Raw genomic sequence first — 13,381 nt, forward strand, 5'->3', positions numbered from 1 at the left:
CCGCACGCGGCGCGATGCCGTGCATGCTTCTTGCTGGCCTATTCTCTAGGTAAACTGGCAGTCTTCCATCGGCCGACATCATGAGCATGATCGAAATCGATCCCCCCGGCTTTCAGCCGCCCCGCCCCGTCGCCGGCGACGACGGGAACCGGCGCACCGTGCTGTACGGCGGATACACCGTGTTCAGCGTGTTCCAGCCCGTTTTCTCGGTGTCGCACCGCCGCGCGATCGGCTATCACGCGTCGCTGCGTGCGCACGACGAGGAAAGCCGCCAGGTGGCGTCGCACGAGGTTTTCACGCAGGCGGCGCGGCGCGGCGACCTGCTCGAACTCGGCCGGCTCGCCGAATCGTTGCATCTCGGTAACTTCCACGCGTTCGACAGTCACGACGAATGGCTCTTCCTGAGCCTGCATCCGGCCGCGCTGATGGACACCGTCTACGGCGACGCGCTGCTCGCGAACCTGAAGGCGCTCGGGCTGCCGCCGCACCGCGTGGTGCTCGAGGTACCCGAGCAGGCCGGCGGCGAAACGCCGCGCTACGCGGCGATCGTCGACGGGCTGCGCAAGGCCGGCTTCCTGATCGCGCTGGGCGGGTTCGGCGCGAAGCATTCGAACATCGACCGCGTGTGGCACCTGCATCCCGACATCGTCACGCTCGACCGCGGCATCCTCGCGCAGGCGAGCGAGCACTCGCACCTCGAACGCGTGCTGCCGGGGCTCGTGTCGCTGCTGCACGAATCCGGCCAGCTCGTGCTGATGGGCGGCCTGTCGACCGAACGCGACGCGCTGATCGCACTCGAATGCGACGTCGATTTCGTGCAGGGCCAGTATTTCGCGGGGCCGAGCGTCGACCCCGTGCAGCCGCAGGCCGCCGCGGGCTGCATGGATACGCTGTCGGCCGCACTGCGGCTGCGCGTCGCGCAACGCGAACGCACGCAGGCGGAACGGCTCGCGCCGTACGTCGCCGCGCTCGAGGAAGCGAGCCAGAAGCTCGGCGCGGACGCGCCGCTCACCGACGCGGCCGCCGCCGTGCTCGGGCTGCCGGAAACCGCGCGCTGCTTCCTGCTCGATGCATCGGGGCGCCAGATCGGCGACAACGTGCTCGCGCGCGGCAGCGTGTCGCAACGCGCGAAGCGCTTCCGTCCGCTGCTGCATTCCGAAGGGGCCAGCTGGGAGCGCCGCCCGTACTTCATCGACGCGATGCGGGCGCCGGGCCGCGTGCACCTGACGGCGCCCTACCTGTCGATCAACGAGGCGCACCTGTGCGTGACCGCGTCGATCGCCGCGCCCGCGGCGACCGGCATGCAGGTGCTCTGCGTCGACATCAACTGGGAAGCGGCGCTCAACCGCGAGTAAGCGCGACGGCGCGCCGCCGTCACGCGGCGCCGCCCGCCCTGCGCACGATCAGCCGGTGTACGCGCTTGCCGGACGACGCGCCGACGACCTCGTGCTCGTCGATCACCTGCACGTCGGCGCCGAGTGCCGCATGCATCCGCGCCGAATCCAGTGCCGTATAGAGTCGGCCGCGCTCGTCGCGCGACGTGCCGTGTCCCGCCACCCGCCAGCTCAGGTACAACGTGCCGCCCGGCATCAGCAGATCGGCCAGCCGCGCGGCCGCCGCTGCCGCATCGGCCTGTTCGAGGTGCATGACGACCGTCTCGCACAGTACGTTGCGAAACGCGCCGGACGGCACACCGGCCAGCGCCGGCAGCGCGGCGAGCTCGAAGCGCAGGTCCGGATGGTGCCGGCGCGCCTCGTCGAGCAGCGCGGCGCTCGCGTCGTAGCCGCGGACGTCGAAACCGCACGACGCGAGCCAGGCCGTGTCGCGGCCGGCGCCGCAGCCGACGTCCGCGGTCGGCCCCGGCGAGAAATATTGCTCGAGCAGCGCGTACATGTCGTCGGGCGCGGCCTGGTCGAGCCAGTCCTGCGCATATCGCGCGGCATGGGCGTCGTACGCGTCGAGCGTCGGGCGATCCACCATGGTGAGTGCTCCGCAAAGGCGTCGTATGACGCACCCCGCATCTTAGCCGTTGCGCGTGGCCTGCGGCGCCGCGCGCGACCCGGCCTACGCGGCCCGCACGTCGCCCGCGCGTGGCGCCCGCGCGATCAGTTCGGCCCACAGCGCGTCGCCGCGCCACGCCGGGCGCACGACCGCGCCTTCCGCGTCGTGGACCAGCGCGCACAGGCGCGCATTGACGGGCGCCTGCGCGCCGAAGCGCGCGGCCAGCCGCACGATCTCGCCGTTGATCCACTCGACCTCCGTCGCACGGCGCGCCGCAAGATCGTCGGACATCGACGAGCGCGCAAGCGGGTCGATCGCCAGCATCCGGCCGCCGAGCACACGGAAAGCCGCGTCGGGCAGATCGAGCATGGCAGGGACCCAGCCGGCCGGCAGCGGCGTGAGCCGCGCCGGCCGGATCGCGGCGCGTGCCAGCCAGTGCAGCGCCTCGCGCTGGGCCAGCGCGACGCAGCGACGGTACGCGCGTTGCGCAAGCTCGTCGCGCAGCGACAGGTTCGCGAGCGCATTGACCGCATTGTTCAGGTTGAGCAGCAGCTTCGCCCACTGCACGGCCCGCATGTCGCGATGCAGCGAGAGTGGCAGCCCGGCACGCGCGAATGCGCCGACGAACGGCTGCAGCGCGGACGACGCGTCGGCCGCGAGCGCGCCGGCCGAACCCTGGTGAAACGCACCGGGCCCGCGCTCGATCACATTGAACGGCACCATGCCGGCCAGCACGGTCGCTTGCGGCAGCGCGTCGCGCAACGTGTCGGCATGGTGCAGGCCGTTCTGGAAGCTGATCACGACCGTGCCGGGCCGCAGCACGCCGGCCAGTTGCCCGGCTGCCTCCCGCGTGGCGGCCGACTTCACCGCGACCAGCACGAGCCGTGCGTCGGCCGCGGCGGCCGGATCGGTCGCGAACGCGACATCGGCCGCCGCGAGCGTCGCGCGATAGCCCCGCCGGTCGGTCAGCGTGAGCCCGTGCCGGTGAATCGCATCGCCGATCCGCGCGCGGCCGACGAGCGTCACGTGCGCGCCGCCCGCCGCGAGCCGGCCGCCGAGATAACAGCCGACGGCACCTGCGCCGAACACGCAGACCGGCGCATCAGACATGCGAGTGCGCGCCGCCGTGCACGGGGCCCGCGCGCCGCTCGACTTCGCGGCGCACCTCGGCGCGCAGCCCCGCGAAGAACGCGACTTCGGCGACGACGAACAGCGGCCCGACCATCAGGCCGACGAGGTCGTCGACGAACGCGGGCTTGCGCCCTTCGAACCAGTGCCCGACGAATTGCACGATCCAGCCGACGACGAACGCGCCGATGCCGATCGCGAGCCATTGCGCGGTCGGCAGCAACGCGAGCGACTGCGCGGCCCACAGGCCGAGCGCGAACAGCGCGGTCATCACGATCCCGAACCGCAGGTCGAGGCGCAGGTAGAACACGACGAACGCGACCGCGAGCAGCAGCGCCGGCGACAGCGCGACGCCGGCCAGCATCCCGACCGCCGGCCGCGACAGCAGCACCTCGACCGCGAACACGATCATCGGGATGCCGACCAGATGCGTGGCGATGTTGCGCGCGTCGCGATGGTAGGCCGCATACTGCGAAAGATGGTCTTCGAGCGTCTTCATCGCGTCTCCTGGTCGGTTATTGAGCGCTATGATGCGCGTCACGCCCGACAACCTCTGTCAGCTACCCGACATCGCGTGCCCATGCCTGCTCCGCTCGCCCCATACCTGCCGCAGATCGAAGCGAACCCGTGGTTCGCCGCGCTGCCGCCCGCGTTGCGCGCGGACCTGCTCGCCGGCGCGACGCTGCGCCGCCTGCCGGCCGGCCACGCGCTGTTCCGGCGCGGCGACCCGCCGTGCGGGCTGTACGCGGTCCTGGCCGGTTCACTCACGATAGGTGCGGTCGACCCGCAGGGCAAGGAAGCGCTGCTGACGGTGGCCGAGCCCGTCACGTGGTTCGGCGAAATCGCGCTGTTCGACGGCCAGCCGCGCACGCACGACGCCATCGCGCTCGACGACGCGCTGCTGCTGCACGTCCCGCAGGCCGCGCTGCTCGCGATCCTCGATGCGACGCCGCAATACTGGCGGCAGTTCGCGCTGCTGATGGCGCAGAAACTGCGCCTGAGCTTCCTGACCGTCGAGGCGATGAGCGTGATGCCGGCCGCGCAGCGGCTCGCCGCGCGCCTGCTGATGATCGCCGAAGGCTACGGCGGCATCAGCGCCGGGCGCACGCGCGTGCGGCTGTCGCAGGAAACGCTCGCGTCGATGCTGTCGCTGACGCGGCAGACCACCAACCAGTTGCTGAAGGCGCTGCAGGCCGACGGCGTCGTGCGGCTGCACGTCGGCGAGATCGAGCTGGTCGACATCGACGCGCTGCGCCGCGCGAGCGGGCTGGGCGACGGCACGCGCTGAGCAGCGCGTACCGCGCTGTCGCACGCTGCCCCGCCGCCGCCGCGTTGCGCTATCGTGTCGGCTCGTCCGATCTCCCCGCGCCCCATCTTGAATCCATCGACCGCCGCCGCCCCGCCCCGTCATCCGTGGCCCGTCTTCGTCGCGTTCCTGCGGCTCGGCCTCACGTCGTTCGGCGGCCCGGTCGCGCACCTCGGCTACTTCCGCGCCGAATTCGTCACGCGGCGCGGCTGGCTCAGCGAACGCACATATGCGGATCTCGTCGGGCTGTGCCAGTTCCTGCCGGGGCCCGCGAGCAGCCAGGTCGGGATGGCGATCGGCCTCGCGCGTGCCGGCTATGCGGGCATGTTCGCCGCGTGGCTCGGCTTCACGTTGCCGTCGGCGCTGCTGATGATGCTGTTCGCGCTCGGCGTTCACGCGACGGGCGCACCGATCGAAGCCGGCGCGCTGCACGGGCTGCGCATCGTGTCGGTCGCGGTGATCGCGCAAGCCGTCTGGGGGATGGCGCGCACGCTGTGCCCCGATGCGCGCCGCGTCACGCTGATGGCCGCGGCCGCGTGCGTCGCACTGCTCGCGCCGGCCGCGTGGACGCAAATCGCGGTGATCGCCGCGGCCGGTGCCGCCGGCCTCGCACTGTTGCCACAACCGGCACGCGACGCGCACGAGCCGTTGCCGCTTCACGTGTCGCACCGTGCGGGCATGCTGTGGCTCGCGCTGTTCGCGGCGCTGCTCGTCGCACTGCCGTTCGCGGCCCGCGCGCTCCACTCCGATACGCTCGCCGTCGTCGATGCGTTCTTCCGCACCGGCGCCCTCGTGTTCGGCGGCGGGCACGTGGTGTTGCCGCTGCTGCAGGCGGCCGTGGTCGCGCCCGGCTGGGTCGGCGATTCGACGTTCCTTGCCGGGTACGGCGTCGCGCAGGCCGTGCCGGGACCGCTGTTCACGTTCTCGGCGTTCCTCGGCGCCTCGCTGCGCGACGCGCCGAACGGCTGGCTCGGCGGCACGCTCGCGCTGGTCTCGATCTTCGCGCCGTCGTTCCTGCTGATTGCCGGCACCGCACCGTTCTGGGAACGCCTGCGCCGCAGCACGCGCATGCAGGCCGCGCTCGCGGGCGTGAACGCGGCCGTCGTCGGGCTGCTGCTCGCCGCGCTCTATCACCCGGTCTGGACCGACACGATCGTCGCACCACGCGACCTGGCCGCCGCGCTCGTCGCCTACGTCGCGCTGGTGTTCTGGCGCGTGCCGCCATGGGCCGTCGTGCTTGCGAGCGCGGCACTCGGCTGGGCGCTCGGGCTGGCCGCCTGATCCGGCAAGCGCGCCGCCTGCCCGCGCGACAAAAAACAAAAAAGCCCTCGAAACGAGGGCTTTTTCGGGGTGCTGCGCGCCGTGGCGGCACGCCGGCGCCGGACTTACGCGAAGTTCTTCGCCGCGAAGTCCCAGTTCACGATGTTCCAGAACGCTTCGACGAACTTCGGACGTGCGTTGCGGTAGTCGATGTAGTACGCGTGTTCCCACACGTCGATCGTCAGCAGTGCCTTGTCGGCGGTCGTCAGCGGCGTCGCCGCGTTGCTCGTCGACACGATGTCGAGCGAACCGTCAGCCTTCTTCACGAGCCATGCCCAGCCCGAACCGAACGTGCCGACTGCGGCCTTCGTGAACGCTTCCTTGAAGGCGTCGTACGAACCCCACTTCGCGTTGATCGCGTCGCCCAGCGCGCCCGTCGGTGCGCCGCCGCCGTTCGGCGACAGGCTGTTCCAGAAGAACGTGTGGTTCCAGATTTGCGCGGCGTTGTTGAAGATGCCGCCCGACGACTTCTTCACGATCTCTTCCAGCGACAGGTTTTCGAATTCCGTGCCCGGGATCAGATTGTTCAGGTTCGTCACATAAGCCTGATGGTGCTTGCCGTAGTGGTACTGGATCGTCTCGAGCGAGATGGTCGGCGCGAGTGCGTCTTCAGCGTACGGGAGCGGCGGGAGCGTATGAGCCATGGCGATTCCTTCGTTGAGTATGTAGGGAGGGCGTGTTGGATGCTGCCGAGCGTCCGATTGTAGGCGAGACCGAATAACCCCGCAAACTCGCGGGCCATTTATCCGCGGTATGCGGAAAAGCGATGTTTGCGCGACGTCCGGCAGGACGAACCCGACGATGCGCAGCATCCGTTCCCGCGCACGATGCGTCCGTTGCGGCGGCCTTTGCCCGCCTTACGGCGATTACGTCAGATCGTATCGGTCAGCCGCGGCTGCACGTCGGCGAGCGACACGTCGGCCGAGCCTTCGGCGAGATGCACGGTCAGGCGCCGCTGCGGCTTCAGCGCGTTCGGCGCGCGCACCGCGCGGCCCGTCTGCGCATCGATCAGCGCCGCATAGCCGCGCTCGAGCGTGCGCTGCGGACTCAGCACCTCGAGCCGCGCCGCACAGGCCGACACGCGCGCCGTGTCGCGTTCGTGACGGCGCTGCCACGCAACCGCGAGCCGTTGCGACAGCCCCGCGAGCGCCTGGCGCGCCTGCGACGGATCGGGCCGCGCGCGCTGCCAGCGCAGCTGCACGAGCGCGAAACGCGCACGCGCATCGCGCACCGGCCGCGACGCCGCCGACGCGAGCCGCACCGCGAGTTGCTCGACGTGCGTACGCTGCCGCTGCAGCCGCTCGGCCGGGCTCACGAGCCGGCGCGAGAGCCAGTCGAGCTGCTGCGCGCGCTGCTCGAGCCGGCGCGCCATGCCGCGCGCGAGCGCACGCCGGCGGTCGTCGACCTCGCGCAGCAGCAGCGCGCGCTGCGGGCTCGCGAGCTCGGCCGCGCCGGTGGGCGTCGGCGCGCGCACGTCGGCCGCGAAATCCGCGATCGTGAAATCGGTTTCGTGCCCGACGCCGCTCACGACCGGCAATTCGCTCGCCGCGATCGCGCGCGCCAGCGCTTCGTCGTTGAACGACCACAGATCCTCGATCGAGCCGCCGCCGCGGCAGACCAGCAGCACGTCGACCTCCCGGCGCGCATTCGCGGCCTCGACGGCCGCGACGAGCTTCTCGGCGGACCCGGCGCCCTGCACGGGCGCCGGATAGACGATCACCGGAATGTGCGGCGCGCGGCGGGCGAGCGTGGTCAGCACGTCGCGCAGCGCGGCGGCCTGCAGCGACGTGACGATGCCGATCGCACGCGGATGCGCCGGCAGCGGCCGCTTGCGCTCGGGCGCGAACAGGCCCTCGCCTTCGAGCTGCGCCTTCAGCCGCAGGAACGCCTCGTACAGGCGCCCCTGCCCGGTGCGCCGCACGGCCTCGACATTGAGCTGCACTTCGCCGCGCGGCTCGTACATCGTGACGACCGCGCGCACCTCGATCCGGTCGCCTTCGCGCGGCGTGAATTCCGCATACTGCGCCCGGCCGCGGAACATCACGCAGCGCATCTGCGCCTGCTGGTCCTTGATCGAGAAATACCAGTGGCCGCTCGCGGCGCGCGTGAAATTCGACACTTCGCCCGAAATCCACAACAGCGGAAACGAACGCTCGAGCATCGTCGAAATCGCGCGATTGAGCGCCGAAACGGGAATCACGTCGTCGCCGCCGCGCGTCGCGCCGGGTGCGGAAAAAGGGGTGTCGGAAAGCATGGGCGGTCGGATGAATGCTGGCGGCGACACGATAGTCCGACACGCGCGCGGCGTCCAGCGCCGGCCGCATTCGCCGCGGCACGCGGAAGGTGTCCACACTCTGGCAATCTTCCGCGTAAAACGCATTAAAACCGCTGGAAAACCCAGACGATTGACGATAACGCATTGATTTTTATATATTTTTAAATCTTTCGAAATGATTCTCATCCGATTCGATGCCCGCCCGGCGGGCGTTTGAGGTACTCGGGCGGGGAGTTTTTCACAGAGTTATCCACAGCCCGTCCCGATCCGGCCCCGCGAGCCGCGGCGGCCGGCCGCGCTTGCCGCGGCCGCCCGCGGCGCGCTAGAGTGCCGCCTTCCGCAGACCCCGCGGCACGCGCCGCCCAACGGAGAATCCGCCTTGACGAATCCGTCTCACGCCGCGGCGCACGATGCGCCGCGCCCGGCCCGATGAGCGCGCCCGGCGGCCCGCTCGCACGGCTCGAAGCGCACCTGACACGCGAATGGCAGCGGCGCGGCGCGCTCGCCTGGGCGCTCACGCCGTTCGCCTGCGTGTTCGGCCTGTGCGCGGCGCTGCGACGCACCGCTTACACGCAGGGCTGGAAAAAGCCGGTCGACATCGGCGTGCCCGTGGTCGTGGTCGGCAACGTGACCGTCGGCGGCACCGGCAAGACACCGACCGTGATCGCACTCGTCGACGCGTTGCGCGCGGCCGGCTTCACGCCCGGCGTCGTGTCGCGCGGCTACGGCGCGAACGTGACGGCGCCGACCGCCGTCACGCCGGCGTCGCGCGCGAGCGCGGCCGGCGACGAACCGCTGCTGATCGCCCGCCGCACCGGTGCGCCCGTATGGGTGTGCCCCGACCGCGTCGCGGCCGCGCGGGCGCTGCGCGCCGCGCACCCGGACGTCGACGTGATCGTCAGCGACGACGGCCTGCAGCACTACCGCCTCGCGCGCACGGTCGAGCTCGTCGTGTTCGACCACCGGCTCGGCGGCAACGGCTTCCTGCTGCCGGCCGGGCCGCTGCGCGAGCCGCTGTCGCGGCACCGCGACGCGACGCTCGTCAACGACCCGTACAGCGGCACGCTGCCGCCGTGGCCCGACACCTACGCGCTCGCGCTGACGCCGGGCGCCGCCTGGCACCTCGACCAGCCGGCGCTGCGCCGTCCGCTGTCGCAGTTCGCCAACGAGCGCGTGCTCGCCGCGGCCGGCATCGGCGCGCCGGAACGCTTTTTCGCGACGCTGCGCGCGGCCGGTCTCGCGCCGGCGACGCGCGCGCTGCCCGACCACTACGCGTTCGCCGACAATCCGTTCATCGACGACGCGGTCGATGCAATCCTGATCACCGAGAAGGATGCAGTAAAATTGGGCGCTTCCTGGCGCGATGCCCGACTGTGGGTCGTCCCCGTCGAAGCCGCGCTCGACCCTCGCCTCATTGCCCTCGTTGTGGAGAAACTCCGTGGACGCTCGCCTGCTTGAAATCATTGTGTGCCCTATCTGCAAAGGCCCGCTCCACTACGACCGCGCCGCGCAGGAGCTGATCTGCAATGCGGACAAGCTCGCCTACCCGATCCGCGACGGCATCCCCGTGATGCTCGTCGACGAAGCGCGCCAGACCGTCGACGGCACGCCGGTCGATCCGGCCGGCCGCTAAGCCGCCCGCGGCGCCCCGGCCGGGGCGCCAAACCCTGCCGGCCGCCCGGTTCCGGACGCGCCGCCTGCCCCGTTCTTCTCACCGCTCACCCCGATGACTCACCCGCAACCCTTCATCGCCGTCATTCCCGCCCGGCTCGCGTCGACGCGCCTGCCGAACAAGCCGCTCGCCGATCTCGGCGGCAAGCCGATGGTCGTGCGTGTCGCCGAGCGCGCGCGCGAGGCGGGCGCACGGCAGGTGCTCGTCGCCTCCGACGCGCAGAGCGTGCTCGACGCGGCGCGCGACCACGGCTTCGAAGCGGTGCTCACGCGTGCCGACCATCCGTCCGGCACCGACCGGCTCGCGGAAGTCGCGGCGGCCTTCGGGTGGAGCGACGACACAGTCGTCGTCAACGTGCAGGGCGACGAGCCGCTGATCGACCCCGTGCTGGTGCGCGACGTAGCGTCGCACCTGGCCGCGCATCCGGCCTGCGCGATCGCGACCGCCGCCCACCCGATCCACGACGCGGCCGACGTGTTCAACCCGAACGTCGTGAAGGTCGCGCTCGACGCGCAAAGCGTCGCGCTGTACTTCTCGCGCGCGCCGATTCCGTGGAGCCGCGACGCGTACCAGCCGCACTGGCCGGACGTCGCGGCCATGCCTGCGCCGGCTTTCCCGGTCTATCGGCACATCGGCCTCTATGCCTATCGCGCACGTTTCCTGCGCACTTATCCGTCGCTCGCGCAGGCGCCGATCGAACAGGCCGAGCAGCTCGAACAGCTGCGCGCGCTGTGGCACGGCGAGCGCATCGCGGTGCGGATCACCGAGTCCGCGCCCGAAGCCGGGATCGATACGCCGGCCGATCTCGCGCGCGTGCAGGCCCTTTTTCGGCCGGGTTCAAAATAACCCGTGGCATAATCAGGCGATTGTGCGAGCCGTCCGCGACCAGCGCGTTCTCGCTTGACCCCGCCCGCGGCCTTGCCGGCAGCCGCGCGTCGCCCAAGTCGACGCGCCGCATCAGACCGGCCCGCCGCGCGCCAGGCAAGCCCCGCGCCCGCCGTCGCCGACACCTTTGAGGCTCGCCACACGAATTTACATACTTGGAGATATCACCATGCGTTTGATCCTGTTGGGCGCGCCCGGCGCGGGAAAGGGCACCCAGGCAAACTTCATCAAGGAAAAGTTCGGCATCCCGCAAATCTCGACGGGCGACATGCTGCGCGCGGCCGTGAAGGCCGGCACGCCGCTCGGCGTCGAAGCGAAGGGCTACATGGACGCCGGCAAGCTCGTGCCGGACGCGCTGATCATCGGCCTCGTCAAGGAGCGCCTGAAGGAATCCGACTGCGCGAACGGCTATCTGTTCGACGGTTTCCCGCGCACGATCGCGCAGGCTGACGCGATGAAGGAAGCCGGCGTCGCGATCGACTACGTGCTCGAGATCGACGTGCCGTTCTCGGAAATCATCGAGCGCATGAGCGGCCGCCGCACGCACCCGGCATCGGGCCGCACGTACCACGTCAAGTTCAACCCGCCGAAGGTCGAGGGCCACGACGACGTGACGGGCGAACCGCTGATCCAGCGCGACGACGACAAGGAAGAAACCGTCAAGAAGCGTCTCGAAGTGTACGAAGCGCAAACCAAGCCGCTGATCACGTATTACGGCGACTGGGCACGGCGCGGCGAGGAAAACGGCCTGAAGGCACCGCAGTATCGCAAGATCTCGGGTCTCGGCGCCGTCGAGGAAATCCGCGAGCGCGCGTTTGACGCGCTGAAGTAAGCCACGCGTCGCGCATCCGCAGAAGCCGCCCTTTCCGGGCGGCTTTTTTTTCGCCTGGCCGGGATTCGAAGGACCATGCTTGTATCGCCTCCGCGCGACGACGCCCCGTACAATCGGCATCGGACGGAATAACCGCTTTGCATGGGACCTCCCTAGGCGCTAAAGCGCCAAGCGCGGTCGACGCTTTGCATGGGACCTCCCTAGGCGCTAAAGCGCCAAGGGCGGTCGACGCTTTGCATGGGACCTCCCTAGGCGCTAAAGCGCCAAGGGCGGTCGACACGGAGACAGTCATGGAAATTCGCGGCAACGTGTTTCTGATCACGGGCGGTGCATCGGGCCTCGGCGCCGGCACCGCGCGAATGCTCGCGCAGGCCGGCGGCACGGTCGTGCTCGCCGACCTGAACGAAGCGGCCGGCACCGCGCTCGCGACCGAACTGGGCGGCATATTCGTACGCTGCGACGTGTCGAGCGAGGCCGACGCACAGGCCGCCGTCGACGCGGCGACACGCGCGGGCACGCTGCGCGGCCTCGTGAACTGCGCGGGCATCGCGCCGGCCGCGAAAACCGTCGGCAAGGACGGCGCTCATCCGCTCGACGTGTTCGCGAAAACGATCAACGTGAACCTCGTCGGCACGTTCAACATGATCCGGCTCGCGGCCGCCGCGATGGCCGCGACCGCGCCGACCGCGGAAGGCGAGCGCGGCGTGATCGTCAGCACCGCGTCGGTCGCCGCCTTCGACGGACAAATCGGCCAAGCCGCGTACGCGGCATCCAAGGCCGGTGTCGCCGGCATGACGCTGCCGATCGCGCGCGACCTGTCGCGCAGCGGCATTCGCGTGATGACGATCGCGCCCGGCCTGTTCGAGACGCCGATGCTGCTCGGCATGCGGCAGGACGTGCAGGACGCGCTCGGCGCGATGGTGCCGTTCCCGCCGCGGCTCGGCAAACCGGCCGAATACGCGATGCTGGTCCGCCAGATCGTCGAGAATCCGATGCTCAACGGCGAAGTGATCCGCCTCGACGGCGCGATCCGGATGCAGCCGAAGTAAGCGCACAAGAAAAACGCCCGCGATGCGGGCGTTCTTGCTCGTTCCTGCAACGGTGCGACGGCGGCTCAGTCCTCGCCGTCGCGTTGCATCCGCTGCCGCAATTCGGTGACCTGCGATTCGACGACGGTCGCGTCGTCCGCCTCCGGCCGCTCGCCCAGATACTGCTCGAGATCCTCGAGCGCGGGGCGCAGGTAGTCGAGCCGCGCATACGCGAAGCCGCGGTCGCGCACCTCGTCGAGCTGCTCGGGCAACAGGATCACGAGCCGCTGCTGTACCGCGAGCAGCCGCTGCCAGCGTTCCGTCTGCAGATAGATCGTCTTCAGGTTGCGCAGCATCCGCGCGATGATCTCGCGGCTCGTCGCCGGTTGCAGCAGCGCGCGCAACGCGCTGTCGACCGCGCCGGCCGCGCGCGCGACGTACGGCTCGAGCATCTCGACCATCTCGGCCTCGGACAGCGAATGGCCGTTGGTCGGATCGATGATCAGGTCGCCGTCCGGCAGCGTGACGCGCAGCAGGAAATGGCCGGGGAACGACACGCCGCGCGCCGGCACGCCGATCTGCTCGGCAAGCTCCAGATACAGCACCGACAGCGAGATCGGAATCCCGCGCCGCCGCTTCAGCACGGCGTTCAGGTGGCTGTTATCGGGGTCGTAGTAATCGTTGTGATTGCAGGCGAAGCCGAGTTCGCGGAAGAAGAAATCGTTCAGCGCGGCGACGCGGCCCTTCAGGTCCGCATCGTCGGCGAGCCGCCGGCGCAATCGCGCCGCCAGCATGTCGAGTTCGGCCAGCGTGCCCTGCAGGTCGAGGTCGGGATACGCGTCCTGCGCCAGCGACAGCGCGGTTTCCGTGACGGGCAGACTGTCGTCGTCCGCCACGAGCGTGCTGAAGTAGTCGAGGACGCGGGTCATTGCGG

The 13,381-nt window shown here is 70.3% G+C and carries 14 protein-coding genes; 8 read left to right on the forward strand and 6 right to left on the reverse strand.

The window, feature by feature from the left end; genetic code table 11:
* Nucleotides 1–80 precede the first annotated feature (80 nt).
* Nucleotides 81–1,355 carry an EAL domain-containing protein gene (locus AC1VVG_RS13530; RefSeq protein WP_034191133.1) on the forward strand — a complete coding sequence of 425 codons (1,275 nt, stop codon included), beginning with the start codon at nt 81–83 and terminating at the stop codon, nt 1,353–1,355.
* Between the two features lie 19 nt (nt 1,356–1,374).
* On the opposite strand, the gene AC1VVG_RS13535 is transcribed toward AC1VVG_RS13530, so the two are convergent.
* The 3 genes from AC1VVG_RS13535 to AC1VVG_RS13545 form a co-directional block, all read right to left on the reverse strand.
* Nucleotides 1,375–1,980 (reverse strand): class I SAM-dependent methyltransferase, encoded by a 606-nt coding sequence (locus AC1VVG_RS13535; RefSeq protein WP_034191134.1) that lies wholly within the window; start codon nt 1,978–1,980, stop codon nt 1,375–1,377.
* Nucleotides 1,981–2,064: 84 nt separating this feature from the next.
* Nucleotides 2,065–3,111, reverse strand: a complete 1,047-nt coding sequence (locus tag AC1VVG_RS13540; RefSeq protein WP_124670940.1) for a 2-dehydropantoate 2-reductase — start codon at nt 3,109–3,111, stop codon at nt 2,065–2,067.
* Entirely contained in the window at nt 3,104–3,628 is a 525-nt protein-coding gene (locus AC1VVG_RS13545; protein ID WP_482835751.1) for an Mpo1 family 2-hydroxy fatty acid dioxygenase, read from the reverse strand. The genes AC1VVG_RS13540 and AC1VVG_RS13545 overlap by 8 nt, the downstream gene beginning before the upstream one ends.
* Nucleotides 3,629–3,709: 81 nt before the next feature.
* On the opposite strand from AC1VVG_RS13545, the gene AC1VVG_RS13550 reads away from it, so the two are divergent.
* On the forward strand, nt 3,710–4,417 hold the full coding sequence (locus AC1VVG_RS13550; protein WP_482835752.1) for a Crp/Fnr family transcriptional regulator: 708 nt from the start codon (nt 3,710–3,712) through the stop codon (nt 4,415–4,417).
* An 87-nt stretch (nt 4,418–4,504) separates the two neighbouring features.
* Nucleotides 4,505–5,716 carry a chromate efflux transporter gene (chrA, locus tag AC1VVG_RS13555; protein WP_124670942.1) on the forward strand — a complete coding sequence of 404 codons (1,212 nt, stop codon included), beginning with the start codon at nt 4,505–4,507 and terminating at the stop codon, nt 5,714–5,716.
* Between the two features lie 104 nt (nt 5,717–5,820).
* Here chrA and sodB read toward each other — a convergent pair whose 3' ends face one another.
* Together sodB and xseA are read right to left on the reverse strand one after the other, a co-directional pair.
* On the reverse strand, nt 5,821–6,399 hold the full coding sequence (gene sodB, locus AC1VVG_RS13560; protein WP_011352986.1) for a superoxide dismutase [Fe]: 579 nt from the start codon (nt 6,397–6,399) through the stop codon (nt 5,821–5,823).
* Between the two features lie 227 nt (nt 6,400–6,626).
* Nucleotides 6,627–8,009: an exodeoxyribonuclease VII large subunit gene (gene xseA, locus AC1VVG_RS13565; RefSeq protein ID WP_059560276.1), complete on the reverse strand. Its 1,383-nt coding sequence runs from the start codon at nt 8,007–8,009 to the stop codon at nt 6,627–6,629.
* A gap of 450 nt (nt 8,010–8,459) precedes the next feature.
* Between xseA and lpxK the strand changes: the two genes are divergently transcribed.
* The 5 genes from lpxK to AC1VVG_RS13590 all read left to right on the forward strand — a co-directional run bounded on the left by lpxK (nt 8,460) and on the right by AC1VVG_RS13590 (nt 12,468).
* A complete protein-coding gene (gene lpxK / locus AC1VVG_RS13570; RefSeq protein ID WP_069707060.1) occupies nt 8,460–9,488 on the forward strand; it encodes a tetraacyldisaccharide 4'-kinase in 1,029 nt (342 codons plus the stop codon).
* Nucleotides 9,469–9,663 carry a Trm112 family protein gene (locus AC1VVG_RS13575; protein WP_482835753.1) on the forward strand — a complete coding sequence of 65 codons (195 nt, stop codon included), beginning with the start codon at nt 9,469–9,471 and terminating at the stop codon, nt 9,661–9,663. Before lpxK ends, AC1VVG_RS13575 begins: the two co-directional genes overlap by 20 nt.
* Nucleotides 9,664–9,756: 93 nt before the next feature.
* Nucleotides 9,757–10,548, forward strand: coding sequence for a 3-deoxy-manno-octulosonate cytidylyltransferase (gene kdsB / locus AC1VVG_RS13580; RefSeq protein ID WP_034191140.1), 792 nt, complete (start codon nt 9,757–9,759; stop codon nt 10,546–10,548).
* A gap of 208 nt (nt 10,549–10,756) precedes the next feature.
* Nucleotides 10,757–11,419 carry an adenylate kinase gene (gene adk, locus AC1VVG_RS13585; RefSeq protein ID WP_034191141.1) on the forward strand — a complete coding sequence of 221 codons (663 nt, stop codon included), beginning with the start codon at nt 10,757–10,759 and terminating at the stop codon, nt 11,417–11,419.
* A 290-nt stretch (nt 11,420–11,709) separates the two neighbouring features.
* Nucleotides 11,710–12,468: an SDR family NAD(P)-dependent oxidoreductase gene (locus AC1VVG_RS13590; protein ID WP_482835754.1), complete on the forward strand. Its 759-nt coding sequence runs from the start codon at nt 11,710–11,712 to the stop codon at nt 12,466–12,468.
* Between the two features lie 65 nt (nt 12,469–12,533).
* Here the strand turns inward: AC1VVG_RS13590 and AC1VVG_RS13595 are convergent, their stop codons facing one another.
* Nucleotides 12,534–13,376 carry a SirB1 family protein gene (locus tag AC1VVG_RS13595; RefSeq protein ID WP_034190561.1) on the reverse strand — a complete coding sequence of 281 codons (843 nt, stop codon included), beginning with the start codon at nt 13,374–13,376 and terminating at the stop codon, nt 12,534–12,536.
* Between the last annotated feature and the right edge of the window lie 5 nt (nt 13,377–13,381).

Source organism: Burkholderia sp. L-4 (genome assembly GCF_056856535.1).